Annotated in this window: 21 protein-coding genes and 1 pseudogene; 12 read left to right on the forward strand and 10 right to left on the reverse strand. The window is 74.5% G+C overall.

From position 1 onward, the window contains the following. Positions 1 to 3 precede the first annotated feature (3 nt). From GA0070606_RS11320 to mca, 4 genes are all read right to left on the reverse strand, one after another. The gene (locus GA0070606_RS11320) at positions 4 to 1,998 is read right to left on the reverse strand and encodes a thioredoxin domain-containing protein (RefSeq protein WP_091097581.1); all 1,995 of its coding nucleotides are present in this window, start codon (positions 1,996 to 1,998) and stop codon (positions 4 to 6) included. A gap of 40 nt (positions 1,999 to 2,038) precedes the next feature. Continuing rightward, entirely contained in the window at positions 2,039 to 4,570 is a 2,532-nt protein-coding gene (locus tag GA0070606_RS11325) for a putative bifunctional diguanylate cyclase/phosphodiesterase (protein ID WP_091097584.1), read from the reverse strand. Between the two features lie 178 nt (positions 4,571 to 4,748). Continuing rightward, positions 4,749 to 5,036 (reverse strand): hypothetical protein, encoded by a 288-nt coding sequence (locus GA0070606_RS11330; RefSeq protein WP_091097587.1) that lies wholly within the window; start codon positions 5,034 to 5,036, stop codon positions 4,749 to 4,751. 48 nt (positions 5,037 to 5,084) lie between these two features. Continuing rightward, on the reverse strand, positions 5,085 to 5,966 hold the full coding sequence (mca, locus tag GA0070606_RS11335) for a mycothiol conjugate amidase Mca (RefSeq protein WP_091097591.1): 882 nt from the start codon (positions 5,964 to 5,966) through the stop codon (positions 5,085 to 5,087). Positions 5,967 to 6,159: 193 nt separating this feature from the next. On the opposite strand from mca, the gene GA0070606_RS11340 reads away from it, so the two are divergent. Beyond that, positions 6,160 to 6,594 carry a DUF4307 domain-containing protein gene (locus GA0070606_RS11340; RefSeq protein ID WP_091097594.1) on the forward strand — a complete coding sequence of 145 codons (435 nt, stop codon included), beginning with the start codon at positions 6,160 to 6,162 and terminating at the stop codon, positions 6,592 to 6,594. A gap of 151 nt (positions 6,595 to 6,745) precedes the next feature. After that, on the forward strand, positions 6,746 to 7,243 hold the full coding sequence (gene greA / locus GA0070606_RS11345) for a transcription elongation factor GreA (RefSeq protein ID WP_091097597.1): 498 nt from the start codon (positions 6,746 to 6,748) through the stop codon (positions 7,241 to 7,243). Between the two features lie 69 nt (positions 7,244 to 7,312). Here the strand turns inward: greA and ilvA are convergent, their stop codons facing one another. From ilvA to GA0070606_RS11360, 3 genes are read right to left on the reverse strand one after another with little or no spacing between them, the layout of a single operon-like run. Then, complete coding sequence (gene ilvA / locus GA0070606_RS11350) at positions 7,313 to 8,533, reverse strand: threonine ammonia-lyase (RefSeq protein WP_091097600.1); 1,221 nt, start codon at positions 8,531 to 8,533, stop codon at positions 7,313 to 7,315. Between the two features lie 49 nt (positions 8,534 to 8,582). Next, on the reverse strand, positions 8,583 to 9,980 hold the full coding sequence (locus GA0070606_RS11355; protein ID WP_091097603.1) for an amidase: 1,398 nt from the start codon (positions 9,978 to 9,980) through the stop codon (positions 8,583 to 8,585). Positions 9,981 to 9,996: 16 nt separating this feature from the next. Next, on the reverse strand, positions 9,997 to 11,139 hold the full coding sequence (locus GA0070606_RS11360; RefSeq protein WP_091097609.1) for a cystathionine gamma-synthase: 1,143 nt from the start codon (positions 11,137 to 11,139) through the stop codon (positions 9,997 to 9,999). Between the two features lie 142 nt (positions 11,140 to 11,281). Here GA0070606_RS11360 and GA0070606_RS11365 point away from each other — a divergent pair, with 142 nt between their 5' ends. The 7 genes from GA0070606_RS11365 to GA0070606_RS11395 all read left to right on the forward strand — a co-directional run bounded on the left by GA0070606_RS11365 (position 11,282) and on the right by GA0070606_RS11395 (position 19,587). Then, positions 11,282 to 11,692 carry an HIT family protein gene (locus GA0070606_RS11365; RefSeq protein WP_091097613.1) on the forward strand — a complete coding sequence of 137 codons (411 nt, stop codon included), beginning with the start codon at positions 11,282 to 11,284 and terminating at the stop codon, positions 11,690 to 11,692. A gap of 440 nt (positions 11,693 to 12,132) precedes the next feature. After that, entirely contained in the window at positions 12,133 to 12,795 is a 663-nt protein-coding gene (msrA, locus tag GA0070606_RS11370) for a peptide-methionine (S)-S-oxide reductase MsrA (RefSeq protein WP_091097618.1), read from the forward strand. A 203-nt stretch (positions 12,796 to 12,998) separates the two neighbouring features. After that, positions 12,999 to 14,783, forward strand: a complete 1,785-nt coding sequence (locus GA0070606_RS11375; RefSeq protein ID WP_091097622.1) for an N-acetylglutaminylglutamine amidotransferase — start codon at positions 12,999 to 13,001, stop codon at positions 14,781 to 14,783. 2 nt (positions 14,784 to 14,785) lie between these two features. Beyond that, positions 14,786 to 16,597 carry an N-acetylglutaminylglutamine synthetase gene (gene ngg / locus GA0070606_RS11380; RefSeq protein WP_091097626.1) on the forward strand — a complete coding sequence of 604 codons (1,812 nt, stop codon included), beginning with the start codon at positions 14,786 to 14,788 and terminating at the stop codon, positions 16,595 to 16,597. After that, entirely contained in the window at positions 16,594 to 17,778 is a 1,185-nt protein-coding gene (locus tag GA0070606_RS11385; protein ID WP_091097630.1) for an osmoprotectant NAGGN system M42 family peptidase, read from the forward strand. The genes ngg and GA0070606_RS11385 overlap by 4 nt, the downstream gene beginning before the upstream one ends. Positions 17,779 to 18,133: 355 nt before the next feature. Further along, complete coding sequence (locus tag GA0070606_RS11390; RefSeq protein ID WP_091097635.1) at positions 18,134 to 19,063, forward strand: ribonuclease Z; 930 nt, start codon at positions 18,134 to 18,136, stop codon at positions 19,061 to 19,063. Further along, a complete protein-coding gene (locus tag GA0070606_RS11395) occupies positions 19,060 to 19,587 on the forward strand; it encodes a GNAT family N-acetyltransferase (protein WP_091097637.1) in 528 nt (175 codons plus the stop codon). Before GA0070606_RS11390 ends, GA0070606_RS11395 begins: the two co-directional genes overlap by 4 nt. A 42-nt stretch (positions 19,588 to 19,629) precedes the next feature. Here the strand turns inward: GA0070606_RS11395 and GA0070606_RS11400 are convergent, their stop codons facing one another. Together GA0070606_RS11400 and GA0070606_RS11405 are read right to left on the reverse strand one after the other, a co-directional pair. Beyond that, positions 19,630 to 21,000: a cystathionine beta-synthase gene (locus GA0070606_RS11400; protein ID WP_091097642.1), complete on the reverse strand. Its 1,371-nt coding sequence runs from the start codon at positions 20,998 to 21,000 to the stop codon at positions 19,630 to 19,632. Positions 21,001 to 21,077: 77 nt separating this feature from the next. Further along, a complete protein-coding gene (locus tag GA0070606_RS11405) occupies positions 21,078 to 21,434 on the reverse strand; it encodes a YkvA family protein (RefSeq protein WP_091097646.1) in 357 nt (118 codons plus the stop codon). Positions 21,435 to 21,582: 148 nt separating this feature from the next. Here GA0070606_RS11405 and GA0070606_RS11410 point away from each other — a divergent pair. The 3 genes and pseudogenes from GA0070606_RS11410 to GA0070606_RS11415 form a co-directional block, all read left to right on the forward strand. Next, positions 21,583 to 22,637: pseudogene (locus tag GA0070606_RS11410) on the forward strand (SGNH/GDSL hydrolase family protein); the annotation flags it as partial. Further along, positions 22,626 to 23,429 carry an SGNH/GDSL hydrolase family protein gene (locus tag GA0070606_RS31905; protein ID WP_141721646.1) on the forward strand — a complete coding sequence of 268 codons (804 nt, stop codon included), beginning with the start codon at positions 22,626 to 22,628 and terminating at the stop codon, positions 23,427 to 23,429. The pseudogene GA0070606_RS11410 and the gene GA0070606_RS31905, both read left to right, overlap by 12 nt. A 167-nt stretch (positions 23,430 to 23,596) precedes the next feature. Continuing rightward, positions 23,597 to 24,859: an acetyl-CoA C-acetyltransferase gene (locus tag GA0070606_RS11415; RefSeq protein ID WP_091097649.1), complete on the forward strand. Its 1,263-nt coding sequence runs from the start codon at positions 23,597 to 23,599 to the stop codon at positions 24,857 to 24,859. 49 nt (positions 24,860 to 24,908) lie between these two features. On the opposite strand, the gene GA0070606_RS11420 is transcribed toward GA0070606_RS11415, so the two are convergent. Next, positions 24,909 to 25,229 (reverse strand): hypothetical protein, encoded by a 321-nt coding sequence (locus GA0070606_RS11420; RefSeq protein ID WP_091107600.1) that lies wholly within the window; start codon positions 25,227 to 25,229, stop codon positions 24,909 to 24,911. Positions 25,230 to 25,570 lie beyond the last annotated feature (341 nt).

Raw genomic sequence — 25,570 nt, forward strand, 5'->3', positions numbered from 1 at the left:
GCGTCAGCGCCGGCCGAGCTGGTTGACCAGGTCGTCCACCGTCGTCACCGGGCGTTCGCAGACGAAACCCCGGCAGGCGTACGCGGTGGGCCGCCCGTCGACCATCGGCCGGTCGGCGAGCAGGGGCACGCCGTCCTGGCCCGGCCGGCCCGCCACGATCACCGCGCCGGGCGGGGCGTGCCGGTGCGCCGCCGCGACCAGCGGGTCGCCGGTCGGCTCGTCGGTGACCACGGCGATCTCGTACGGCCCGGAGAGCAGCGCCTCGCCGACGGCCGCCGCGTAGCCGGTGAACCGGGCGTGCCGGCCGACGATCGGCGCCACGGTCGACAGCGCCGCCTCGGCGGCCTCGCGGTAGCGGGTCTCGCCGGTCAGCGCCGCGTACGCGACGAGCGCCGCGACGAGCGCGGAGCGCCCGGACGGGGTGGCGTTGTCGGTGGGGTCGGCGGGGCGGGTGACGAGGCGCTCGGCGTCGTCGGCGGTGTCGTAGAACCCGCCGCCGGGGGCGGCGAACCGCTCCAGCGCGACGTCGAGCAGCCGGCCGGCCAGCGCCAGCCAGCGCCCCTCCCCGGTGAGCTGGTGCAGCGCGCAGAACGCCTCGGCCACGCAGCCGTGATCCTCCAGCACGCCGGCGGGCTCGCCGACCACGCCCGCCCGGGAGACCCGGCGCAGCCGCCCGTCGACGACGTGCCGGTCGGCGAGCACCTCGCCGACGCGGACGGCCGCGGCGGCGGTGACCGGGTCGCCGGTGAGCGCGCTGTGCTCGACCAGCGCGGTGACCGCGAGCCCGTTCCAGGAGGCGACCACCTTGTCGTCGCGGGCGGGTTGGGGCCGGGTGTCGCGGACCTCGCGCAGCCGGGCCCGGACCCGCTCCCAGCGGGCGGCCACGTCGGGGGCGACGTCGTCGACGTCCCGGGCCAGCCGCAGCACGCTGGTGCCGGATTCGAAGTTGCCGGCCTCGGTGACCGCGAACAGGTCGGCGGCGAAGCGGCCGTCCTCCTCCCCCAGCGCCTCGACGAGCTGGGCCGGCGTCCAGGCGTAGGTGAGACCCTCGACGCCGTCGGTGTCCGCGTCCAGCGCGGACGCGAGGCCGCCCTCGGGCGTGCCCAGGTCGTCGATCATGAAGGCGGCGGTCTCGGCGGCGACCCGGGCGGCGAGCGGGTCGCCGGTCAGCCGCCAGAGCTGGGTGTACGCCCGCAGCAGCAGCGCGTTGTCGTAGAGCATCTTCTCGAAGTGCGGAACGGTCCAGTGCTCGTCGACGGAGTAGCGGGCGAAGCCGCCGGCGAGCTGGTCGTAGATGCCGCCGCGGGCCATCGCCTCGCAGGTGTGCCGGGCGATCTCCAGGCTGCGCGCCGAGCCGGTGCGCTGGTGGTGGCGGAGCAGGAAGAGCAGGTTCATGTGCGGCGGGAACTTGGGCGCGCCGCCGAAGCCGCCGTGCGTCTCGTCGTACTCCTCGGCGAGCCGATCGGCCGCGGCGTCGAGCAGCGCGGCGTCCAGCGGGGCGGTGGGGCCGCCCACGGCCTGGGCGCCGCCGATCGCCTCGACCACGGCGGCGCCCTGCTTGACCACGGCGTCGCGCTGGTTTCGCCAGGCGGCGGCCACCGACTGGAGCAGGCGGACGAAGTTCGGCCGGGGGAAGTAGGTGCCGCAGAAGAACGGTGTGCCGTCGGGGGTGGCGAAGACGGTCATCGGCCAGCCACCCTGCCCGGTCATCGCCTGGGTGGCGGTCATGTAGACGGCGTCGACGTCGGGGCGCTCCTCGCGGTCCACCTTGATCGACACGAAGTCGTCGTTCATCAGGGCGCCGACCTGCTCGTTCTCGAACGACTCGTGGGCCATCACGTGGCACCAGTGGCAGGCGGCGTAGCCGACCGAGATGATCACCGGCACGTCGCGCCGCTTCGCCTCGGCGAACGCCTCGTCGCACCACGGCCACCAGTCGACCGGGTTGTCGGCGTGCTGGAGCAGGTAGGGCGAGGTGGCGTCCGCGAGTCGGTTCACCCGACGACCATAACCACCCCGGGGCGCGCCCGCCGGGCGGTCAGGAGGCGCCGTCGGCGCGCAGCGGCAGGACGTTGGGGCGGGCCTCGTCGAGCAGGGTGCCGAGCACCGCGCCGATCTTGTCGGCCGGCATCGGCTTGAAGAAGTGGTATCCCTGGGCGGCGGTGCAGCCCAGCTCGGCCAGGGCCGAGCGCTGCTCGGCGGTCTCCACGCCCTCGGCGACCACCCGCAGCCCCAGCTCGTGGGCCAGCCCGACGGTGGTACGCACGATCGCCGCCGCCTCCGGCGAGTCGGCCATCCGGATCACGAAGGAGCGGTCCACCTTGAGCTCGTCCACGGCGATCCGGGTGAGGAACGTCAGCGAGGAGAAGCCGGTGCCGAAGTCGTCGACGGCGAGCTGCACGCCCATCGACCGCAGGGTGGCGAGCACCTCGTCGATGATCTCCAGCTCGCTCATCACCACCGTCTCGGTGATCTCCAGGACCAGCCGTTCCGGCGGCACCTGGTGCCGCCGCAGGGCGTCGGAGATCTCGGTCGGCAGGCGGGGGTCGAGCAGGCTGCGCGCCGACAGGTTGACCGAGATCGGCACGTCGAGCCCGTCCCTGGCCCAGCCGGCGGCCACGGCGAGCGCCTTGTCCAGCACGTAGCGGGTGAACGTGCCGAGCTGCTCGCTGTTCTCCACCGGGCGGATGAAGTCGTGCGGGCCGAGCCAGCCCCGGCGCGGGTGACGCCAGCGGATCAGCGCCTCCACCCCGGTCGGCGCGCCGGTGGCCAGGTCGACCGCCGGCTGCAACGCCAACACCAGCTGGTCGTCGGTCTTCAGCGCCTCGCGCAGCTCGGCCAGCAGGGCCAGCTGGTCGGTGCTCGCGGCGTCCCGGGTGGCGTCGTACGCGGCGACGCTGCCGCCGCCCTCCTTGGCCTGGTACATCGCGATGTCGGCCCGGCGCAGCAGCTCGGTCAGGTCGGCGGTGCCGGCGTCGGCGACCACCACCCCGACGGAGACCTCGACGGACATCCGCACCCCGGCCACCTCGGTCGGCGCGGCCAGCCGCTCGGCGATCTCCCGGGCCTGCCGCAGCGCGTACGCCATCGGGGCGGTCCGGTCACCGAGCACCGGGACCGACGTCAGCAGCAGCGCGAACTCGTCGCCGCCGAGCCGGGCGAGCAGGTCCCCGGGGCGGGCGAGGGTGCCGAGCCGGTTCGCGGTCAGCCGCAGCAGCTGGTCGCCCGCGGCGTGCCCGAGGGTGTCGTTGACCTCCTTGAACTGGTCGATGTCGAGCAGCAGCAGCGCCACCGGATGGTCGTGGGCGAGCTGCCGCAGCGCCTGGTCGCCTTTGCTGAGCAGGGCCGACCGGTTCACCAGCCCGGTGAGCTGGTCGTGCACCGCCTCGTACGACGAGCGGGCGGTGACCAGCCGCAGCTCCCGGTGGGTGGCGGCGTCGTGCAGGGCGGCGGCGAGGGCGTCGCCGTACGCGGCCACCGCGTCGCGTTCGCGGGCGCTCGGCGGCGCCGAGCGCGGGAAGCGGACCCGCAGCTCACCGACCCGCGCGGCGCCCACGGTCAGGGTGCGGACCAGCTCCTGCTCCTCGGGATCGGGCGGGCCCGGCGGCGCGACCTCCCGGTCGACCAGGTGACCGCCCGGGTCGCCCCGGTAGCGCCGCCACCGGCCGTCGCCCCGGGCGACGTCGACGTCGACGAGTTCGGCGTTGAACAACGTCAGCGCGCCGGCCACCGCCGCGGTGGCGACCCCCCGCTCGTCGAGCTGGTTGAGGGCGGCGGTGGCCTCGGCGAAGGCCCGCCAGGTGCGGCGCTCCTGGTCGGCGCGGAGCCGGTGCCGGTAGGTCTGCTGGAGCAGCCAGAGCGCCGGCGGGAGCAGCAGCAGCCAGCGCGCGTCGAGTTCGAGCAGCGCCACCACGGCCAGCCCGACGCCGACGTTGCCGACGAACATCAGCAGCTTGCCGCGGAGCGCGGCGAACAGCGGCGGGAGGATCGGGATGCCGTGGCGCAGCGCCAGGTTGGCCCCGCCCAGCCAGGCGGTGGCGAGCAGGTAGGTCACCGACCCGGCGACCACGGCCAGGGCGAGCCCCGGCGTCGGCGCGGCGAGCAGCGGCTCGCCGAGCGCGGTGGTGACCGCGACGGCCAGCGCGGTGGCGGCGGTCAGCGAGCCGGCGATCCGGACGACCTCGAGCACCGGCCGGCGGTCGCCCAGCAGCGACATCGCCGTCCAGGCGAGCCCGGCGCCGAGCAGCGTGGCGGAGGGCAGCCAGCCGCCGGGCGCGAGGTGGAGGCAGACGATCAGTGCGGCCTCGCCCCAGGTGATGCTCACCATGCCGGCGGCGGCGCGGAACCGCAGCCGGGCGAGCTGGGCGACGGCGATCACGACCACGGCGACGCCGAAGCGGGCCGGCCCACCGAGCGGGTCGTCGGCGGGCAGGCGCGTCGGCAGGGTCCAGCCGACCGCGGCGACGACCAGGGCGGTCAGCGCGACGGCGGCGGTGAGCAGGAGCAGCCGTGGCGGGGTGCCGCGGCTTTCGAGCCGGTCGGACGACTCGCCGGCCCTGCCGGAGGTCACCGACCCCCTCCGCCCGCGGGCCGGTCGCCGGTACGCCGGATGGCCGCTGCTGTGGTGGTCATCGGCGCCCCCTCCCGCGCACGGCTCGGGAACTCTTGGTCCCCCGGCGGAAGGCTAAGGCAAACCCGGTGGCCGCAACAGGGGGCGGCAACCGGGTTCGACGTGAATCATGCGTGGACTAGCCGTTGCGGCGCTGCTGGCGCCCGTTGGGAGCGCCGGCGGATGAATCCTGCGGCCCGGTCCCGTCTGTCGGATCGACGACTGTCGCGTCGGCCCGGTCGACGGGCGACCCCTGCGGCGGGAACCGATCGGGCAGCCGCCGCAGCCGGGCGTTCATGTTGCGGATCAGCAGGACGGTGGCGGTCGCCAGGATCAGGATGAGGAAGAGGCCCATCGGCCCGGCCAGGCCACCCGAGCGGGTGTCCCCGAAGTTGTTCTGGGCGAGCACCTGTGCAGCGGTCAGCATGGCGTTCCTCCGGTGTGCGGTTGGTGACCAGGGTAGCCCGCGGCCGGATCAGCGGGCACGGACCGCCTCGCGCACGCCGGCGAAGAGGTCGGACTCGGGCAGCGGGCTGTCGACCAGCGAGCGGACGAGCTCGAAGTCCTCCGTGGGCCAGGCCCGCCGCTGCACCTCCATCGGCACGTGGAACCAGAAGCCGTCCGGGTCGATCTGGGTGGCGTGGGCGCGCAGCGCGTCGTCGCGGACCGGGAAGTAGTCGGCGCACTCGACCCGGGTGGTGATCCGGGGGCCCTTGTCGGGCCGGTCGTCCCAGCGCTTGAGCCAGTCCTCGTAGGGCGACTCCAGGCCGACGGCGAGCATCGCCTCGTGCAGTGCGGTGATCTTGCCCTTGGAGAAGCCGATGTCGTAGTAGAGCTTGAGCGGCTGCCACGGCTCGCCCAGCTCCGGGTAGCGCCCGGGGTCGCCGGCCGCGTCGAAGGCGGCCACGCTGATCTTGTGGGTCATGATGTGGTCGGGGTGCGGGTAGCCGCCCTCCTCGTCGTAGGTGGTGACGACGTGCGGGCGGAACTGGCGCATCAGCCGCACCAGCGGCCCGGCCGCCACCTCGACGTCCTGCAGGGCGAAGCAGCCCTCCGGCAGCGGCGGCAGCGGGTCGCCCTCGGGCAGGCCGGAGTCGACGAAGCCGAGCCACGCCTGCTCGACGCCGAGGATGGCCCGCGCGGCGTCCATCTCGGCGCGCCGGATCTCGGCGATGTTGGCCCACACGTCGGGGCGGTCCATCTTGGGGTTGAGCACGCTGCCGCGCTCACCGCCGGTGCACGTGACCACCAGGACGTCCACGCCCTCGGCCACGTATTTCGCGGTGGTCGCGGCACCCTTGCTCGACTCGTCGTCTGGGTGCGCGTGAACGGCCATCAGGCGCAGTCGCTCTGCCAACGTCGGCGCTCCTCGTCTCTGCCTCCCGGCGGATCCCCCCGCGGGACCGCCCGGCTGACCTGCCGGAATCCTCCCCCCGCGCCGAGACCTGCCGGTGCCGACGTGTCATTCTTGACGACGGGACGGGCTGGGAGGATGGAACTCTGCCATTCTTGCCGATGCCGCCGACAACAACGCCAGGAGATACCCGCCGGTGACCGAGACGCACGCCACACCCGCCACCGGCGCGCCGGTCTTCCCGCCCGGCCGCTACGGCCGCCGCCGGGAGCCCGGCCGCCGCCGCCCGCTGCTGGTGGCGCTGCTGGCGGTCGCCCTCGTCGCGGTCCTCAGCCTGATCGCGGTCCGGCTCTACCGGCAGTACGGCGACCCGAACTACGACGCCCAGGTGATCACCTACACCGGGATCACCGACAGCCAGGTGCTCGTCGACTTCCGGGTGACCGTGCCCGAGGGCGGGTCGGCGGTGTGCCTGCTGCGCGCCCGCGACCGGGCCGGCGCGGAGGTGGGCCGGGAAGAGGTCACGGTGGCCGCCCGGCCCGACCAGCGGCAGGTGACGACCCAGCACCGGCTGGCCACCAGCGCCCGGCCCTTCGTCGGCGAGGTGGTGCGCTGCCGGCCGCCGGCCTGAGCGGCCACGACGCGGGCCGGGCGCGCCGGCACGACGAGCCGGCGGCGCGGAACGCGGCCCCGCCGGTGATCGTCCACACCCCCGTGTCGTACCGCACTGGTAACTTGGAGTTTCACCTGTCAGCCAGCACGCACATCTGAGGAGATCGCCTGTGTCCACTGGCAACGAGGCGCCCGCCACCTGGCTGTCCCAGGACGCGTACGACCGGCTCCAGGCCGAGCTCGACGAGCTGATCGCCAACCGGCCGGTCATCGCCGCCGAGATCAACGCCCGGCGCGAGGAGGGCGACCTGCGGGAGAACGGTGGCTACCACGCTGCCCGCGAGGAGCAGGGCAAGGCCGAGGGGCGCATCCTCTACCTCAAGGAACTGCTCCGCACCGCGCAGGTCGGCGAGGCGCCGACCGCCGACGTGGTGTCCCCCGGCATGGTCGTCACGATCTACTTCGACGACGACAAGGACGACACCGAGACGTTCCTGCTCGGCTCCCGGGAGATCGCCTCGACCACCGAGCTGACGGTCTACAGCCCCGAGTCGGCGCTGGGCAAGGCGATCCTGGGTGGGCGGGCCGGTCAGACCTGCACCTACACCGCCCCCAGCGGCGCCGACATCAAGGTGACCGTGGTCAGCTTCGAGCCGTTCTCCGGCTGACCCGCGCCGCCCGGGCCGAGCCCGGGCGACCACCCGCACGACCCCGCTGAGGCGTGGCACCCACCGGTGTCACGCCTCAGCCGCGAAGACCACCTGGTAGCCGCTGGCCCGCAGCGCGCTGATCAGCGTGTCGGAGTGCTCGACGCCACGCGTCTCCACCGACAGCGCCACCTCCACCTCGCCCAGGCGCAGGTGCGGGTTGGCCCGCTGGTGCTCCACGTCCACCACGTTCGCGCGGTGCTCGGCGATCTCGCTGAGCAGGGAGGCGAGCTGCCCCGGGCGGTCCGAGCAGCGCACGGTGACCCGCAGGTAGCGCCCCGCCGCGGCGAGGCCGTGCTCGATCACCCGTAGCATCAGCAGCGGGTCGATGTTGCCGCCGGAGAGCACCGCCACCACGGGCGCCTGCACCTCGACAGCGCCCGCGAGCAGCGCCGCCACGCCCACCGCGCCCGCCGGCTCCACCACCTGCTTGCCGCGCTCCAGCAGCATCAGCAGCGCCCGGGAGATGTCCTCCTCGGAGACCGTGACGATCTCGTCGACGAGCTTCCGGACGTGGGTGAAGGTCAGCTCCCCCGGCCGGCCGACGGCGATGCCGTCCGCGATCGTGCTGAACGACGGCAGGCGCACCGGCTCGCCGGCCACCAGGCTCGGCGGGAAGGCCGCCGCGCTGGCCGCCTGCACGCCGACGATCCGCACGTCCGGCCGCAGCGCCTTGGCGGCCACCGCCATGCCGGAGACCAGGCCGCCGCCGCCCACCCCGGTGATGATCGTCCTGACCTCGGGGCACTGTTCGAGGATCTCCAGGGCCACCGTGCCCTGGCCGGCGATCACGTCCCGGTGGTCGAACGGGTGGATCAGCGTCGCCCCGGTTCGCTCGGCGAAGGTCTGCGCCGCCACCAGGGACTCGTCGACGGTGTTGCCGACCAGTTCGACCTGGGCGCCGTAGCCCTTCGTGGCGGCGACCTTCGGCAGCGGCGCGTTCACCGGCATGAAGACCGTCGCGTGCGTGCCGACCAGGCCGGCGGCGAGCGCCACCCCCTGGGCGTGGTTGCCCGCGCTCGCCGCGACCACGCCGTTGGCCCGCTCCGCCTCCGACAGCCGGGAGATCCGCACGTACGCGCCGCGCACCTTGTAGGAGCCGGCGCGTTGCAGGTTCTCGCACTTGAGCCACGTCGGCCCGCCCAGCGCCGCGCTCAGCGGGCGGGAGGGCTCCAGCGGGGTGGTGCGGACGACGCCGGCGAGCAGTTCCCGCGCGGCCCGTACGTCGGCGAGACCGACCAGTTCCGTCATGCCCTGATCGTGCCACCCGCCGCCCCCGCCGACGCGCGCACGCCACCGCTCAGACGGTGGCGGGAATGCGCGGGTAGCCGGGGGCGTGGCGGGACCAGGGGGCCTGCATCTCGAACTGCCCGGCGACGCCGAGCAGCAGCAGCTCCGAGCCGGGCGGGCCGATCAGCTGCACACCGACCGGCAGCCCGTCCGGGCGACGGCCGACCGGCACCACCAGGGCGGGCAGGCCGGCGATGTTCCAGGGCGCGGCGAACGGGGCGTACCGGATGTTGGTCAGCATGTTGGCCCGCCAGGACCGGCCGGACCAGCTCTCGGCCGCCGGCGGCACGGTGGCCAGGGCGGGGGTGAGCAGCAGGTCGACCGAGTGGTCGGCGAAGAACCCGATCGAGCGCTCGCGCCAGGCGGCCCGGTCGGCCTCCCGGACGTACCCGCGCCGCTGCGCCCACTCGCCGAGGGCGACGTGCCGGCGGCTGCGCCGCTGCAGGCCGCGCCGGTCCAGTCCGGCGGCGCGGACGTCGGCGGCCGCCGCGGCGAGCCAGGTCGCGATCCCCTGCAGGCCCAGCGCCGTCGGGTAGACCGGGTCGGCCGGCACGGTGTCGTGACCGGCGGCGGCCAGCAGCCGGCCGGCGGCGGCCACCGCGTCCCGGTTGGGGGCGTCGGCGTGCACGCCCCGCACCGGCGAGCGGAGCGAGACGCCCACCCGCAGCCGCTGCGGCGGGACCAGCTTCTCCGGCCGGCGGCCGGCCAGCACCGAGAAGCCGACGGCCGCGTCGGCGACCGTGCTGGTGAGCATGCCGTGCTCGGTGAGGCCGAACCAGTCGTCCGCGCCGAGCTGACAGGGGACCACGCCCCGGCCCGGCTTGAGCCCGACCAGTCCGCAGCAGGCCGCCGGGATGCGGATCGACCCGAGACCGTCGTTGCCGTGGGCGATCGGCACCAGCCCGGCGGCGACGGCGGCGGCCGCCCCGCCCGACGACCCGCCGGGAGTACGCCCGGCGTCCCAGGGGTTGCGGGTGACGGCGGTCTCGTCGTCGGTGATGCCCCAGAGGCCGAGCTCCGGCATCCGGGTCACCCCGAGGATCACCGCGCCGGCGCCGCGCAGCCGGCGGACCACCTCGTGGTCGGCCTCCGCCACCGGCGTACGCACCGCGGCCGACCCGTTCCAGGTGGGCAGGCCGGCGACCGGGGTGTTCTCCTTCACCGCCACCGGCACCCCGGCCAGCGGCAGGTTGGCCAAATCCTCCTGCTCGTCGACCTTCTCGGCCTCGGTGATCGCCTCCCCGCCGCGTACCGTGCGGAACGCGGCGAGGTCGGCGTCGACCCGGGCGATGTGGTCCAGGTGGTCGGCGACGACCTGGGTGGCTGTGACGTCGCCCCGGCGTACGCCCCGGGCGATCTGCTTGGCGGTCGCCCCCACCCAGGTCGGCATGATGTCCTGCACGGCCACCCTCCCTCACCAGCGGTCAGCCCAGCGCCTGCTCCAGATCGGCGAGCAGGTCGTCGACCGTCTCGATGCCGACAGACAGTCGCACGAGATCGCCGGGAACTTCAAGCGGCGAGCCGGCAGCACTTGCGTGTGTCATCCGGCCCGGGTGCTCGATCAGGGATTCCACGCCGCCGAGCGACTCGGCGAGCACGAAGAGCTTGGCCCGGTTGCAGATCTCGACGGCGTGCTCCTCGCCGCCGGCGGCCCGGAAGGAGATCATCCCGCCGAACCGGCGCATCTGCTTGGCGGCCACCTCGTGGCCGGGGTGCGAGGGCAGCCCCGGGTAGATGACCTGGCCGACCCTGGCGTGCCCGTCCAGGTAGGCCGCGATCCGCTCGGCGTTGTCGCAGTGCCGGTCCATGCGTACGCCCAGGGTCTTGATGCCGCGCAGGGTGAGCCACGCGTCGAAGGGGCCGTTGATCGCGCCCATCGCGTTCTGGTGGTAGCGCAGTTCCTCGCCGAGCCCGGCGTCGGCCGCGACCAGCGCGCCGCCGACCACGTCGGAGTGGCCGCCGACGTACTTGGTGGTCGAGTGCACCACCACGTCCGCGCCGTGCGCGATCGGCTGCTGGAGGTAGGGCGAGGCGAAGGTGTTGTCGACCACCAGCAGGGCGCCGGCGTCGTGCGCGACGGCGGCCAGCGCGGCGATGTCGGCGATGCCGAGCAGCGGGTTGGTCGGCGTCTCCACCCAGACGATCTTCGTGCTGCCGGGGCGGATCGCGGCCCGGATCGCGTCCGGGTCGGAGACCTTGGCCGGGGTGAAGTCCAGCCCCCAGCGCTCGGCGACCCGGGCGAAGAGGCGGTACGTGCCGCCGTACGCGTCGTCCGGGATCACCACGTGGTCGCCCGGCTTGCAGACGGTGCGCAGCAGGGTGTCCTCAGCGGCCAGGCCGCTGGCGAAGGCGAGCCCGACCGACCCGCCCTCCAGCGCGGCGAGGCACTCCTGGAGCGCGTCGCGGGTCGGGTTGCCGGAGCGGCTGTACTCGTAGCCCAGCCGGGGCGCGCCGACGGCGTCCTGGGCGTAGGTGCTGGTCTGGTAGATCGGTGGGATCACCGCGCCGGTGCGGGCCTCGGGGTCCTGACCGGCGTGGATGGCGAGCGTCTCGAAGCCGTGACTCATTCCCGGAACGTTAGTCGTCCAGCCCGTCCCGGCCGATGGAACCCGGGGCAGGTCACCTCCGGCCGGCCGCGCCGCTCCCGCTGGTGGGCCGACCGTCGCCGGTGCACCCCGCTCGCCGGACGGACGGGACTACCCTGCCGGGATGAGCGGGTGCGTGTTCTGCGGCATCGTGGCGGGCGACGTGCCGGCGTTCCGGGTGGCCGACGAGCCGGACGGCGTGGCCTTCCTGGACAGCCGGCCGGTCTTCAAGGGACACGTGCTCGTGGTGCCCCGCACCCACCTGGTCACGCTGGTCGACCTGCCGGCCGACGCGCTCGCCGGCTACTTCGGCCTGGTCCGGCGGCTCGCGGTGGCGGTGGAGACCGGTCTGGGGGCCGGCGGGACGTTCGTGGCGATGAACAACAAGGTGTCCCAGTCCGTCCCCCACCTGCACACCCACGTGGTGCCCCGGACCAAGGGAGACGGGCTGCGCGGCTTCTTCTGGCCCCGCACCCGCTACGCCGACGACGCCGAGGCCGAGGCTCACGCCGCCCGGATCACCGCGGCCCTCTGACGCGCGGGCGGGCGTCTCCGGGCGCTCGTCGGCGCCCGTGGACGCTCGTCGGCGTCCGATCGCCGTGACACAGGGTAGCAACCGGGACTGTTTACTTTCCGTGACGACCGGGCGCGGGCCCTCCATCCCGCTTTCGCCCCTTTGCTCTGCACCCGAATACGCACCACGGCGCTGACCTGCGACGACGCCAGACGCAGGTTCGGCGGCGGCAGGCACGATCGGCCACGCACGGTGACTGGCGCGTATGGGTATGCAGAGCAAAGGGCGTGCGGCGGGATCGGCCCGCTCGCACCGGACGTTACCGAGCGCAACCACGCCGTGATCCTGTGGTCCGCCGCCGCCCTCGTCACGGCGGCACCCGCCTGAGTGTGGGCGGAGCGGGTAAGGAAGGCGGGTCCGGCGGTGTTGCACGCTGGGAGAGGTACGAGAGGAGTCCCACCGTGTTCCTGCGCCGCATGAAGGCCGAGCTGCCCACCTCCGACCAGGCCCTGCCCGGCCGTCCGATCGCGATGCCCGTCGCGGACCGGCACGAGGTGCTGGGCACCCCGCTCAAGGGCCCGTTCCCGGAGGGCTCGCAGGTGGCCGTGTTCGGCATGGGCTGCTTCTGGGGTGCTGAGCGACTGTTCTGGACCCTGCCGGGCGTGATCACCACCTCCGCCGGCTACGCGGGCGGCATCACGCCGAACCCGACGTACGAGGAGGTGTGCTCGGGCATGACGGGGCACGCCGAGGTGGTCCAGGTGGTCTACGACCCCGGCACGATCAGCTACGAGGACCTGCTGAAGGTCTTCTGGGAGAACCACGACCCGACGCAGGGCATGCGCCAGGGCAACGACGTCGGCACCCAGTACCGGTCGACGATCTACGCGACCACCGACGAGCAGCTCGCCACGGCGCGGGCGTCGCGGGACGCGTTCGCGCCGATCGTGGCGCGCGCCGGCAAGGGTGAGATCACCACGGAGATCGACCGCCTCGGCGACTACTACTTCGCCGAGGACCACCACCAGCAGTACCTCGCCCCGACGAAGAACCCGAACGGCTACTGCAACCACGGCCCGAACGGGCTGAGCTGCCCGGTGGGCATCGCCCGCACCGCCGGCTGAGCCCGGCCGAGCCCCGGGAACGGGTCTGCGGTGTTTGTCACACCGCAGACCCGTTTCCGATTCGGGCACCGGGCAGGGCCGGGCCGGAAAGCCACCGGATCGCACGGCCCGGCGGGTGCGGGCGCGCATCCTAGCAACCGCGCACACCCGCCGACATCAGCTCAACGGGCGAACCACCCCGGCCTCTGGCAGCATTGCCTCGCATGTGCGGACTTGCGGGAGAGTTCCGCCGTGACGGCTCGCGCGCCGACGTGTCGGCGGTGGAGCGCATGGCGGCCACGATGAGTGACCGGGGGCCCGACGACAGCGGCGTCTGGGCCCAGGGCCCGACGGCCCTCGGGCACCGACGCCTGAAGATCATCGACCTCTCCGCGGCGAGCGGGCAGCCGCTGGTCGACCCCGGGGCGGGACTGACGGGCGTCTTCAACGGCTGCATCTACAACTACCGCGAGCTGCGCGAGGAACTCCAGGCCAGGGGCCACCGGTTCTTCTCCTCGGGCGACAGCGAGGTCGTGCTGAAGGCGTACGCCGAGTGGGGGCTCGACTTCGTCGACCACCTGGTCGGCATGTTCGCCGTGGCGATCAGCGAGCGGGACACCGGCCGGTTGGTGCTGGCGCGGGACCGGCTCGGCATCAAGCCGCTCTACGTGGCCGAGACGCCGGGCGTGGTGCGGTTCGCCAGCACCCTGCCCGCGCTGCTGGCCGGCGGCGGCGTCGACACCACCATCGACCCGGTCGCGCTGGCGCACTACCTGAGCTTCCACAGCATCGTGCCGCCGCCGCGCACCATCCTGCGCGGCGTCGCCAAGCTCCCCCCGGCGACCGTACGCGTCTACGAGGCCGACGGGCGCACCTCCGAGCGGGTCTACTGGGACCCGTCCTTCACCCGTTCCGCCGAGCGGGCCGGCTGGTCCGAGCGGGACTGGCAGGACGCCCTGCTGGAGTCGCTCACCACCGCCGTGCGCCGCCGGATGGTCGCCGACGTGCCGGTCGGCGTCCTGCTCTCCGGCGGGCTGGACTCCAGCCTGGTGGTCGCCCTGCTCGCCGGCGAGGGCCAGCGCGGGCTCTCCACCTTCTCCATCGGCTTCGACTCCGTCGGCGGCCGGGAGGGCGACGAGTTCCGCTACTCCGACCTCGTGGCGAAGACGTTCGACACCGACCACCACCAGATCCGGGTGGCCGCCGCCGACCTCGTGCCGCCGCTGGAGGCGGCCGTCGCGGCGATGTCCGAGCCGATGGTCAGCCACGACTGCGTGGCGTTCTACCTGCTCAGCGAGGAGGTGGCCAGGCACGTCAAGGTGGTGCAGTCCGGCCAGGGCGCGGACGAGATCCTCGGCGGCTACCACTGGTATCCGCCGCTGGCCCAGGTCGGCCGCGACGAGGCGCTCGACACGTACGCCCGGGCGTTCTTCGACCGGGACGCGGCCGGGCTGGCCCGGGTGCTCAACCCGGCGTGGCTGGCCGACGGCGACCCGGCGCGGGAGTTCGTGGCCGCCCACCTGGGCCGGGCCGGCGCCCAGACGGCGGTCGACGCCGGGCTGCGGATCGACACCCAGGTCATGCTGACCGACGACCCGGTCAAGCGGGTGGACAACATGACCATGGCGCACGGGCTGGAGGCCCGGGTGCCGTTCCTCGACCACGAGTTCGTGGAGCTGGCCGCGAGCTGCCCGCCGGAGCTGAAGCTGGCGCAGGGCGGCAAGGGGGTGCTCAAGGAGATCGGCCGCCGGGTGCTGCCGCACGAGGTCATCGACCGGCCGAAGGGCTACTTCCCCGTGCCGGGCCTCACCCACCTGGAGGGCAAGCTCCTCGACCGGGTACGCGACGCGCTCTCCGCGCCCGAGGCCCGCCGCCGCGACCTGTTCCGCGCCGACTACGTCGACGCGCTGCTCGCCGACCCGAACGCCGAACTGACCCCGTTGAACGGAAACAAGCTGTGGCAACTCGGACTCCTGGAAATGTGGCTCCAGAGCCACGGAATCGACTGACCGTGACCGACACCCTGGCGACGGGCGCGGCCCGGTCCGACCGGATGCGCAACGGCCGGCGACGGGAGCGGGTGGGCCCCGGCGGCGACCCGGTGGCACCGGGGCCGGCGGAGGCCCCGGCGCGCGAGGGCGACACCGACGTCGTGCTCGACTGCGGCTGGGGGCGGCTCGTCTTCGGGCAGACCTTCACCGACCAGGCCGCCGTCGCCGCCGTGCTGCGCTCCGAGGCCGCCGGCTCCCGGGACATCTGCATCTACCTGCGCGACCCGCACGTGCTGGTCTCCCGGCTGCCCGACGAGCTCTTCATCGACCCGTCGCTGACCTACCGGCTGCCGCTCGACGGCGCCGGGCCGGCCGACGAGGACGTGCCGGGGCTGACGATCCGCCCGCTGGCCGGCGCCGCCGACGCGGACGCCGTGAACCGGATCTACGCCCGCAACGGCATGGTCACCGCACCGGTCGACGTGCTCGTCGCCAACGCGCGTACCGACCGGTTCCTGCACCTGGTCGCCGAGGACGCCACCGGCGAGGTCGTCGGCACCATCACCGGCGTGGACCACGTCGCGGTCTTCGACGACCCCGACAACGGGGCCAGCCTGTGGTGCCTGACCGTCGACTTCAACACCGCGCCGCCCGGCACCGGTCAGGCGCTGATCACCGCGCTCGCCGCCCGGCTGGTCGCGCGGGGCCGGGCGTACGTGGACCTGTCCGTGCTCGCCGAGAACGGCGGGGCGATCCGGCTCTACGAGCGGCTCGGCTTCTACCGCACGTCGACGCTCTGCGTGAAGCGGAAGAACCCGATCAACGAGCGGCTCTTCCTGCCCGCCACCCCGGAGGGGTACGACCAGCTCAACCCGTACGCGAAGATCGTCGCCGACGAGGCGATGCGGCGCGGCGTCCGGGTGGAGGTCACCGACCCGGCCTGGGGCGAGCTGCGGCTGACCAGCGGCGGGCGGACCATCCTGACCCGCGAGTCGCTGTCGGAGCTGACCTCGGCGGTGGCGATGAGCCGCTGCGACGACAAGCGGGTGACCCGCCGGATCCTCGCCGAGGCCGGCCTGTCCGTGCCGCGCGGGCGCACCGCCACCGGCGACGACGGCGACGCCGCCTTCCTCTCCGAGGTCGGCCGGGTGGTGGTCAAGCCGGCGCGGGGCGAGCAGGGAAACGGCATCACGGTGGGGGTACGCACGCCAGAGGCGCTGACCGCCGCCGTCGAGCTGGCCGCTCGGTTCTGCCCCGACGTGCTGATCGAGGAGATGCGCGCCGGGGAGGACCTGCGGGTGGTCGTCATCGACCACGAGGTGGTGGCCGCCGCGGTCCGCCGACCCGCCTCGGTCACCGGCGACGGGGTGCACGACATCGCCGAGCTGATCGAGCGGCAGAGCCGCCGCCGGGCCGCCGCCACCGGCGGCGAGTCCACCATCCCGGTGGACGACATGACCCGGGACGTGCTCGCCGAGGCCGGCCACGAGCTGCACGACGTGCTGCCCGAGGGGCAGGTGCTGGCCGTACGCAAGACCGCCAACCTGCACACCGGCGGCACCATCCACGACGTCACCGCGGAGCTGCACCCGGCGATCGCCGAGGCGTGCGTGACGGCCAGCCGGGCGCTGGACATCCCGGTCACCGGGCTGGACCTGCTGGTGCCCGCCCCCGACGGGCCCGAACACGTCTTCATCGAGGCCAACGAGCGGCCCGGCCTGGCCAACCACGAGCCCCAGCCGACCGCCGAACGCTTCGTCGACCTGCTCTTCCCGGGCACCCGCGCGCCGCAGCGGCTCTGGTCCCCGGTCGGCCCGGGAGGCGCCGCGTGAGCCCGCGACCCCTGGACATCGACCTGGACTACCTGCGCCAGGTGCTGGTGGAGCTGCTGGAGATCCCGAGCCCGTCGGGGCGCACCGACCACGTGCAGCAGTACGTCGGAGAGCGGCTCTCCGCGCTCGGCATCGGCTCCACGCTGACCCGGCGCGGCGCGCTGAGCGCCTGCCTGCCCGGTCCCCGGTCCACGGGGGCCGACCGGGCGATCGTGGTGCACACCGACACCATCGGCGGCATGGTCAAGCGGCTGAAGGAGAACGGCCGGCTGGAGCTGAAGCCGATCGGCACGCACAGCGCCAGGTTCGCCGAGGGCGCGCACGTGCGGATCTTCACCGACGACCTCGACCGGGTGATCACCGGCCAGGTGCTTCCCCTGAAGGCCAGCGGCCACCGCTACAACGAGGCCGTCGACTCCCAGGGCATCGGCTGGGAGCAGGTCGAGGTGCGCGTCGACGAGCCGGTCGACGACATCGCCGGGCTGCGCGCGCTCGGCGTCGACGCCGGGGACTTCGTCGCGTTCCTGCCGAACCCGACGGTCACTCCGACCGGGTACGTCAAGTCCCGGCACCTCGACGACAAGGCGGGCGTCGCGGCGGTGCTGACCGCGTTCAAGGCGATGGTCGACGCCGGCGTACGCCCGGCCGTCACCGCGCACCTGCTGGTCACCGTGACCGAGGAGATCGGGCACGGCGCCTCGCACGGCCTCGACCCCGACGTGGCGGAGATCGTCTCGGTGGACGCCGCGGTGGTCGCCCCCGGCCAGCAGTCCCGCGAGGACGCGGCCACCCTGGCGATGGGCGACGGGGTGGGGCCGTTCGACTACCACCTGACCCGCAACCTGGCCTCGATCGCCGCGGAGCACGCGGTGCACCTCGTCCGGGACGTCTTCGACTACTACCGCTCCGACGTGGCGGCGGCGGTGGAGGCCGGGGCGCACGCCCGGGTGGCGCTGCTCGGCTTCGGCGTGGACGCCACCCACGGCCACGAGCGCACCCACCTCGACGGGCTGCGCCAGCTCACCCAACTGCTCTGCCTCTACCTCCAGAGCGACCTGGTCTTTCCGGAGTGGGACGCCGAGCCGGAGGGCGACCTGGCCGACTTCCCGTCGCTGGCGGTGCAGCCGGCCAGCGAGGAGGGCCCGCGCGAGGGGCCGATCGGCATCGTCGAGAACCCGTGACCGTGGGCCCGGTCCGGTCGGCCGCCGGCCCGGCGGGCTATTCCCGCCGGCCGTGTGATCGAAATCCGTTGCCCGGAGCGCGAGGGCTGGATAGCGTGGCCGTACACGGGAAAGGAGGTGGTCCAGACTTGTATAGCAATCGGACTCGTGAGGTGGCTGTCCGCTAGCCGCTGTCCTCGACAGTGAAGACCCCGTCCGCCGCGAGGCGGGCATGCACGATCGTCGAGACCGTGTGGCAGCGGTGCGGCGAAACCACGACAGCCACCCGACCCCCGGGGTGCCGGCCCAGTCCAGCCGGCCCGCGCGCGAGCGCGGAAACCCCGGGGGTCGCTCCACGTTCAGGGGTGATCACACCGTGTCGATGCGCGAGCTGGTGGTGCTCGGGACGGCCAGCCAGGCGCCGACCCGGCAGCGCAACCACAACGGGTACGTGCTGCGCTGGGACGACGAGGTGATCCTCTTCGACCCGGGCGAGGGCAGCCAGCGGCAGCTCCTGCACACCACGGTCACCGCCACCGACCTGACCCGGATCTGCGTCACCCACTTCCACGGCGACCACTGCCTCGGCCTGCCCGGCACCATCCAGCGGCTCTCCCTGGACCGGGTGCCGCACCCGGTGGCGGTGCACTTCCCGGCCGGCGGCGCGGAATACTTCGCCCGCCTGCGGCACGCCTCCAGCTTCCACGAGACCGCCGAGCTGCGCGTCGAGCCGATCGAGACCGACGGGCAGCGCATCACGCTGGGCGTCGGCACGCTGGAGGCCCGCCGGCTGCGGCACCCGATCGAGACGTACGGCTACCGGCTCGTCGAGCCGGACGGCTGCCGGATGCTGCCGGAGCGGCTGGCCGCGTACGGCATCGCCGGGCCGGCCGTCGGGGAGCTGGTCCGCGTCGGCCACCTCGACGTCGGCGGACGCCGCGTCACCCGCGAGGAGGTGAGCGTGCCCCGACCCGGGCAGCGGTTCGCCTTCGTCATGGACACGGGCCTCTGCGACGGGGTGTACGCCCTCGCCGAGCACGCCGACCTGCTGGTCATCGAGTCGACGTTCCTCGACTCGGAGGCCGCGCTCGCCGCCGAGGTCGGCCACCTCACGGCGGGCCAGGCCGCGCGGGTGGCGGCCGAGTCGGGCGTACGCCGGCTCGTGCTCACCCACTTCTCCCAGCGGTACGCCGACGCGAGCCGCTTCGCCGAGGAGGCCCGCGCGCACTTCGACGGCGACCTGGTGATCGCCGAGGACCTGACGACCGTGCAGGTGCCGCCCCGGCGGGTAGCCTCGGCCGGGTGACGGTCACCCTCCGCCCCGCCACCGAGGCCGACCTGATGCCGGTCGGCGCCCTGCACCAGCGGTCCCGGGTGGCGGCGTACGCGTCGTTCCTGCCGCCGGAGGCGCTGGCCGAGCCGGGGCCGGAGGCGATGGGGCGCTACTGGGCCGAGCGGTGGGGCTGGGAACGCGACGACCACCGGATGACCGTCGCCGAGCGCGGCGGCCGGCTGGTCGGCTTCAGCTACCTCGGACCCGACGACGAGGGCGACCCGGCGACGGGCCTGCTCAACGCCATCCACCTCGACCCGGCCGAACGCGGCCGGGGCACCGGCCGCGCCCTGATGGTCGACGCGCTGGCCGCCATGCGTGCGCGCGGCTGGGCCCGGGCGGTGCTCTGGGTGCTCGCGGCCAACGATCACGCCCGGCGCTTCTACGAGCGCGGCGGCTGGGCCCCGACCGGCGTCTCCCGCGACGAGCACGTCGGCCCGGAGGTCGTGGCCCAGCTCCGCTACGCCCGCGCCCTGGAAGGAGCGGACGGGGCATGAGGAAGGGCCCCCGTCGCCGGGGGCCCTTCCTTCACCACGCCGTCAGCGGGCGCCGAGGTGGGCCAGCAGGTCCTGGCGGGTGAGGACGCCCCTCGGCTTGCCGTCGACCAGCACCAGCGCGGCGTCGGACTTCTCCAGCAGGCCCACCGCCTCGCTCACCGGCTGCCCGCCGCCGATCATCGGCAGCGGCTCGGCCATGTGGCGCTCGATGGTGTCGTGCAGGTGCGCCTGGCCGGTGAAGAGCGCGTCGAGCAGGTCCTTCTCGGCGATCGAGCCGGCCACCTCGCCGGTGACCACCGGGGGCTCGGCCTTGAGCACCGGCAGCTGGGAGACGCCGTACTCACGCATGTAGTCGATGGCGTCGCGGACCGTCTCGGTCGGGTGCACGTGCACCAGCTCGGGCAGGCCACCCGGCTTGCTCGCCAGCGCGTCGGCGACGGTCGGCTCGGTGCCGGAGTTGTCCAGGAAGCCGTACCGGGCCATCCAGTCGTCGTTGAAGATCTTGGACAGGTAGCCCTTGCCGCTGTCCGGCAGGAGCACCACGACCACGTCGTCCGGGCCGGCGGAGCGGGCCACCTCCAGGGCGGCCACCACGGCCATGCCGCAGGAGCCGCCGACCAGCAGCCCCTCCTCGCGGGCCAGCCGCCGGGTCATCTCGAACGACGCCTTGTCGGAGACCTCGATGATCTCGTCGGCGACGCCCCGGTCGTACGTCTCCGGCCAGAAGTCCTCGCCGACGCCCTCGACCAGGTAGGGCCGGCCGGTGCCGCCGGAGTAGACCGAACCCTCCGGGTCGGCGCCGATCACCTTGACCCGCCCCTCCGAGGCCTCCTTGAGGTAGCGGCCGATGCCGGAGATGGTGCCGCCGGTGCCGACGCCCGCCACGAAGTGGGTGAGCCCGCCCCCGGTCTGCTCCCACAGCTCCGGGCCGGTGGTCTCGTAGTGCGAACGCGGGTTGGCCGGGTTGCTGTACTGGTTGGGCTTCCAGGCGCCGGGGATCTCCCGGGCCAGCCGGTCGGAGACGTTGTAGTAGGAGCGCGGGTCCTCCGGCGCCACGGCGGTCGGGCAGACCACCACCTCCGCGCCGTACGCCCGCAGCACGTCCTGCTTGTCCTGGCTGACCTTGTCGGGGCAGACGAAGACGCACCGGTAGCCCTTGAGCTGGGCCACCAGCGCCAGGCCGACGCCGGTGTTGCCGCTGGTCGGCTCGACGATCGTGCCGCCGGGCTGGAGGATGCCGGCCTTCTCCGCGTCCTCCACCATCCGCAACGCGATCCGGTCCTTCACCGAACCGCCCGGGTTGAGGTACTCCACCTTCGCCAGCACGGTGGCCTGGATGCCGGCCGTGACGTTGCGCAGCCGCACCAGCGGGGTGTTGCCGATCAGCTCGACGACGTTGTCGTAGTACCGCACCTCGTTGTGCCCTTCTCCTCCGGCGCCGCCGGCGGCGGCCGGGCAGACGTCTTCTCGACGCCCCAGCGTACGTGGGTTCAGGAGACCACGTGCCCGGGGATCGTGGAGCCGCGACGAGCCTCCCACTCCAGGAACCGCTCGGTCTCGGCGAGCACGCTGCCGGCCAGCCAGGTCACCATGACCGCGTCGTCGGCGAGCCCGAAGACCGCCAGCGGGATCTCCGGCAGCAGGTCGACCGGCGAGACGATGTACGCCGTCGCGGCCGTCATCAGGGCCAGCCGCAGGCCGCCGTCGTACTCCCCCCGGGCGGTCGCCCGGATCATCCGGGGCAGCGCCGCCAGCCGCGCCCCGAGCGACGGGCCGCCCCGCGACCCGGCCGCGAGCGCCCTGGCCAGCGCGCTGAACGCGGCGCTCCGCTTCAATGTCTTCCCCATGTTCGGCCCCTCTCCGCATGCCAGCGTGGCGTGCCGGCGCAACTGCCGCCCGGACACCGGAACAGGTACCCAGGAGCGTCGCCTTCCAGCCACCCGCCGGCCGACACGACGACGGCGGCGTGTCGTGCCGGCGCGATAATGTCGCTGTATGGGGGTCGCTGGTTCCGTCGTCCCGGTTGGTTCGCGCTGGCAGCGCGCTCGGCAGGTCGCCCGCTTCGCGGCGATCGGCACGGGCGCGGCCGCGGCGGCCGCCGTCGCGACCGGTGGCGTGCTCCTCGGTCAGGCCCGGCAGGCCCGGCGCACCATCCCGATGGCGGAGGCGCCGCCGCCGCGCTGCGACGGGGTCTACGGCCCGAAGCTGCCCGGCCCGCCGGTCACCGTGGTCGTGCTCGGCGACTCGTCCGCCGCCGGCTACGGCGTGCACCGCCGCCGGGAGACGCCGGGTGCGCTGCTCGCCACCGGCCTGTCCCGCCGCCTGCAGCGGCCCGTCCGGCTGCACCGCTTCGCCGTGGTCGGCGCCATCTCCTCCGGGCTGCGGCACCAGGTGGAGGCGGCGCTGGAGTGCCGGCCCGACGTCGCGGTGATCCTGATCGGCGGCAACGACGTGACCAACCGCACGCCGCTCGGCCTGGCGGTGCGCTATCTGGTCGAGGCGGTCCGCACGCTGCGCGCCGCCGGCTGCGAGGTGGTCGTCGGCACGTGCCCCGACCTGGGCGCGATCCGGCCGATCCAGCCGCCGCTGCGCTGGCTGGCCCGGCGCTGGAGCCGGCAGCTCGCCGCCGCCCAGACGGTCGCCGTGGTCGAGGCCGGCGGCTGGACGGTCTCCCTCGGTGACCTGCTCGGCCCCCGGTTCGCCGCGGAGCCGACCCGGATGTTCGCCTGGGACCGGTTCCACCCCTCGGCGGAGGGCTACGCGGTGGCCGCCGCCGCGCTGTTGCCGACCGTGCTCTCCGCGCTCGGGGCCGGGCAGGAACGGCGTCCGGCCCGGGGCGAGGGCGTGACCTCGCTGCCCGCCGCCGCGCAGGAGGCGGCCCGGCAGCCGGGCACCGAGGTCAGTGGCACGCGGGTGCGGGGGCGCGAGCGCGGCCCCGCCGGCCGGTGGGCGCAACTGCGCCGACGGGCGTTCTTCGGCGTCGGCGCGGTGCCGCAGCCCGGTCCCGCCGCCGACTCACCCACACTGGAGGGACTGGCATGAGCGAGCGCTTCATCCCCTCGGGGCTCGCCGGCCGACTGGGTCGGGCCGCGACGTTCTCCCTGATCGCCGGCACGGTGGGCGGCGCCGCCGTCCTCGCCGGCCAGGCGTTCGCCGCGCGGCACCGCCAGTACGCCCAGCCGGAGCTGGGGCTGGCGCTGCGCGCCACGGTGGGCCGCGCCGGCGCCCCGCCGCTGCGGCTGGTGCTGCTCGGCGACTCGTCGGCGCTCGGCGTCGGGGTGGGGCGCCTCGACGACACCATCGGCGGTCAGCTCGCCAACCTGCTCGCGGAGGGCTCCAGCGGCCGGCGGGTGCACCTGTCCAGCGTCGGCGTCTCCGGCTCGCGCTCGACCGACCTGGCCACGCAGGTGGCCCGGGCGCTGCTCGGCGAGCGGCCCGACGTGGCGGTCATCCTGATCGGGGCCAACGACGCCACCACCCTGCGCCGGCCGGCCGAGGCCGCCGCCTACCTCGGGGCGGCCGTGCACCGGCTCCGCGAGGCCGGGGTGGAGGTGGTCGTCGGCACCTGCCCCGACCTCGGCGCCGTACGCGCGATCGCGCCACCGCTGCGGCACCTGGTCGGCTGGTCGGGGCGGCGGGTGGCCCGCGCCCAGACGGCGGCGGTGCTCGACGCGGGCGGCACCGTGGTCGACCTGGCCACCGAGACGGGACCGGTGTTCCGGGCCGACGCCGGCACGCTGTGCCACGACGGCTACCACCCCTCCGCCGACGGCTACCGGGTCTGGGCGCACGCCCTGCTGCCGGCCGTCGCGGCGGCCGCCGCGGTCGCCTCCCGTCACTGAGACCGCTGACGTCGGGCGTCACCTCCTGCGGCCCGCGTCGCCCGGCACCCGGGGTGGGCGCCGGCTCCGCGCGTCGTCCGGACCGCCGCCGCGCCCGTGCCGGACGTGACATTTCCCGGCCGGCGCGCAGCTTCCGTGTGAAGTTACCGGCGGGTTAACGTTGGCTCATGCCGACTGAGTCGTCCCGCGACGCCGTCATCGTCGCCACCGCCCGCTCCCCCATCGGCCGGGCACACAAGGGGTCCCTGCGCGACGTCCGCCCGGACGACCTCGCCGCGACCATCGTGCGGGCCGCCCTGGACAAGATCCCCCAGCTCGACCCGACCGAGATCGACGACCTCTACCTGGGCTGCGGCCTGCCCGGCGGCGAGCAGGGCTTCAACATGGCCCGGGTGGTCGCCACCCTGATGGGGCTGGACACCCTGCCCGGCGCGACCCTCACCCGCTACTGCGCGTCCTCGCTGCAGACCACCCGGATGGCGATGCACGCGATCCGGGCCGGCGAGGGTGACGTCTTCATCTCCGCCGGCGTGGAGACCGTCTCCCGGTACGCCCGCGGCAACTCCGACGGCCTCCCGCCCGAGGCGCAGGCGCTGGTCGGCGGCGGCTGGGAGAACCCGCGCTTCGCGGCGGCCGCCGAGCGCTCGAAGGCCCGCGCCCAGGGCGGCGCGCCGGTCTGGACCGACCCGCGCGAGGCCGGCGAGCTGCCGGACATCTACCTGACCATGGGGCAGACCGCCGAGAACCTGGCCCAGGTGTACGACGTGACCCGCGCCGACATGGACGAGTTCGGCGTACGCAGCCAGAACCTGGCCGAGAAGGCGATCGCCGACGGCTTCTGGGCCCGGGAGATCACCCCGGTCACCACGCCTGACGGCACGGTGGTCGGCACCGACGACGGCCCCCGTGCCGGGGTCACCCTGGAGGCGGTCTCCGGCCTCAAGCCGGTGTTCCGTCCGGACGGCCGGATCACCGCCGGCAACTGCTGCCCGCTCAACGACGGCGCGGCCGCCGTGGTGATCATGAGCGCCCAGCGGGCGAGGGACCTCGGGATCACCCCGCTGGCCCGGATCGTCTCCACCGGCGTGACCGCCCTGTCGCCGGAGATCATGGGCCTCGGTCCGGTCGAGGCGACCCGGCAGGCGCTCAAGCGGGCCGGCATGACCATCGACGACGTCGACCTCGTGGAGATCAACGAGGCGTTCGCCGCCCAGGTGATCCCGTCGTACCGGCAGCTCGACATCCCGCTGGAGAAGCTGAACGTGATGGGCGGGGCGATCGCCGTCGGGCACCCGTTCGGCATGACCGGCGCCCGGATCACCGGCACTCTGCTCAACGCCCTGGAGTGGCACGACAAGACCATCGGCCTGGAGACCATGTGCGTCGGCGGCGGCCAGGGCATGGCCATGGTGATCGAGCGTCTGAGCTGACGACGGAGGCCCGGCCCGCCACCGGCGGGCCGGGCCCGCCCAGGCGCGCCTAGAGCGCGTCGCGGGTCGCCGTCACCTCGACGGCGGCCCGTGCCAGCACCTCGGGCGGCGGGGCCGCCGCGACCAGGTCGGCGGCCACCACCCGGAGCTGATCGGGCAGCGCGAGGTCGTTGTCGAGCCGGGGCACCTCCCGCCGGGGCCCGCCCTCGGCGTCGGCGGCGAGGTTGGCGACCTCCTGCACGAGCCGGTGCACCAGGTCGGCCCGCGACACGTTGCCGCCGGCGGCCGTGGCCGCCCAGCGCGGCTGCTGCCAGTGCCCGACCTGACGGACCAGCAGCTCCACCGCCCGGTCCAGCTCCGCTTCGCTCATCGCCGTCGAGTCTACGAACCCGGCCAGGCCCACCGGCGCCACGGGTGCGGCCGCGTCAGCGAGGCAGTTGGGTGAGCGGCGGCGGCAGGTGGGCGCGCCCCCGGGGCGGGTGGGTGAGCGGCGGCGCGCAAGCGGGCGGGCGGCGCGCAGGTGGGTGAGCCCCGGGGCGGGTGGGGTGAGCGGCGGCGCGGTTGGGCGAGCCCCGGCGCGGGTGGGTGAGCGGCGGCGTACCCCACGCGGGTCGCCGTGCCTCGGGCGGCGCGCGGCGGCGGGAGATCCCGGGGCCGGCGCGGGCCGGAAGACGACGGCGCCCGCCCCCGTCGGGGGCGGGCGCCGGTCGG

Source organism: Micromonospora citrea (assembly GCF_900090315.1).
Classification (GTDB): domain Bacteria; phylum Actinomycetota; class Actinomycetes; order Mycobacteriales; family Micromonosporaceae; genus Micromonospora; species Micromonospora citrea.

Coding starts and splice junctions, on each gene's coding strand:
- GA0070606_RS11365 (WP_091097613.1), top strand. CDS start 11,282: ATGAGCGGGTGCGTGTTCTGCGGCATCGTGGCGGGCGACGTGCCGGCG.
- GA0070606_RS31905 (WP_141721646.1), top strand. CDS start 22,626: ATGAGCGAGCGCTTCATCCCCTCGGGGCTCGCCGGCCGACTGGGTCGG.
- GA0070606_RS11405 (WP_091097646.1), bottom strand. CDS start 21,434: ATGGGGAAGACATTGAAGCGGAGCGCCGCGTTCAGCGCGCTGGCCAGG.
- ilvA (WP_091097600.1), bottom strand. CDS start 8,533: ATGACGGAACTGGTCGGTCTCGCCGACGTACGGGCCGCGCGGGAACTG.
- GA0070606_RS11375 (WP_091097622.1), top strand. CDS start 12,999: ATGTGCGGACTTGCGGGAGAGTTCCGCCGTGACGGCTCGCGCGCCGAC.
- GA0070606_RS11360 (WP_091097609.1), bottom strand. CDS start 11,139: ATGAGTCACGGCTTCGAGACGCTCGCCATCCACGCCGGTCAGGACCCC.
- GA0070606_RS11415 (WP_091097649.1), top strand. CDS start 23,597: ATGCCGACTGAGTCGTCCCGCGACGCCGTCATCGTCGCCACCGCCCGC.
- GA0070606_RS11420 (WP_091107600.1), bottom strand. CDS start 25,229: ATGAGCGAAGCGGAGCTGGACCGGGCGGTGGAGCTGCTGGTCCGTCAG.
- GA0070606_RS11330 (WP_091097587.1), bottom strand. CDS start 5,036: ATGCTGACCGCTGCACAGGTGCTCGCCCAGAACAACTTCGGGGACACC.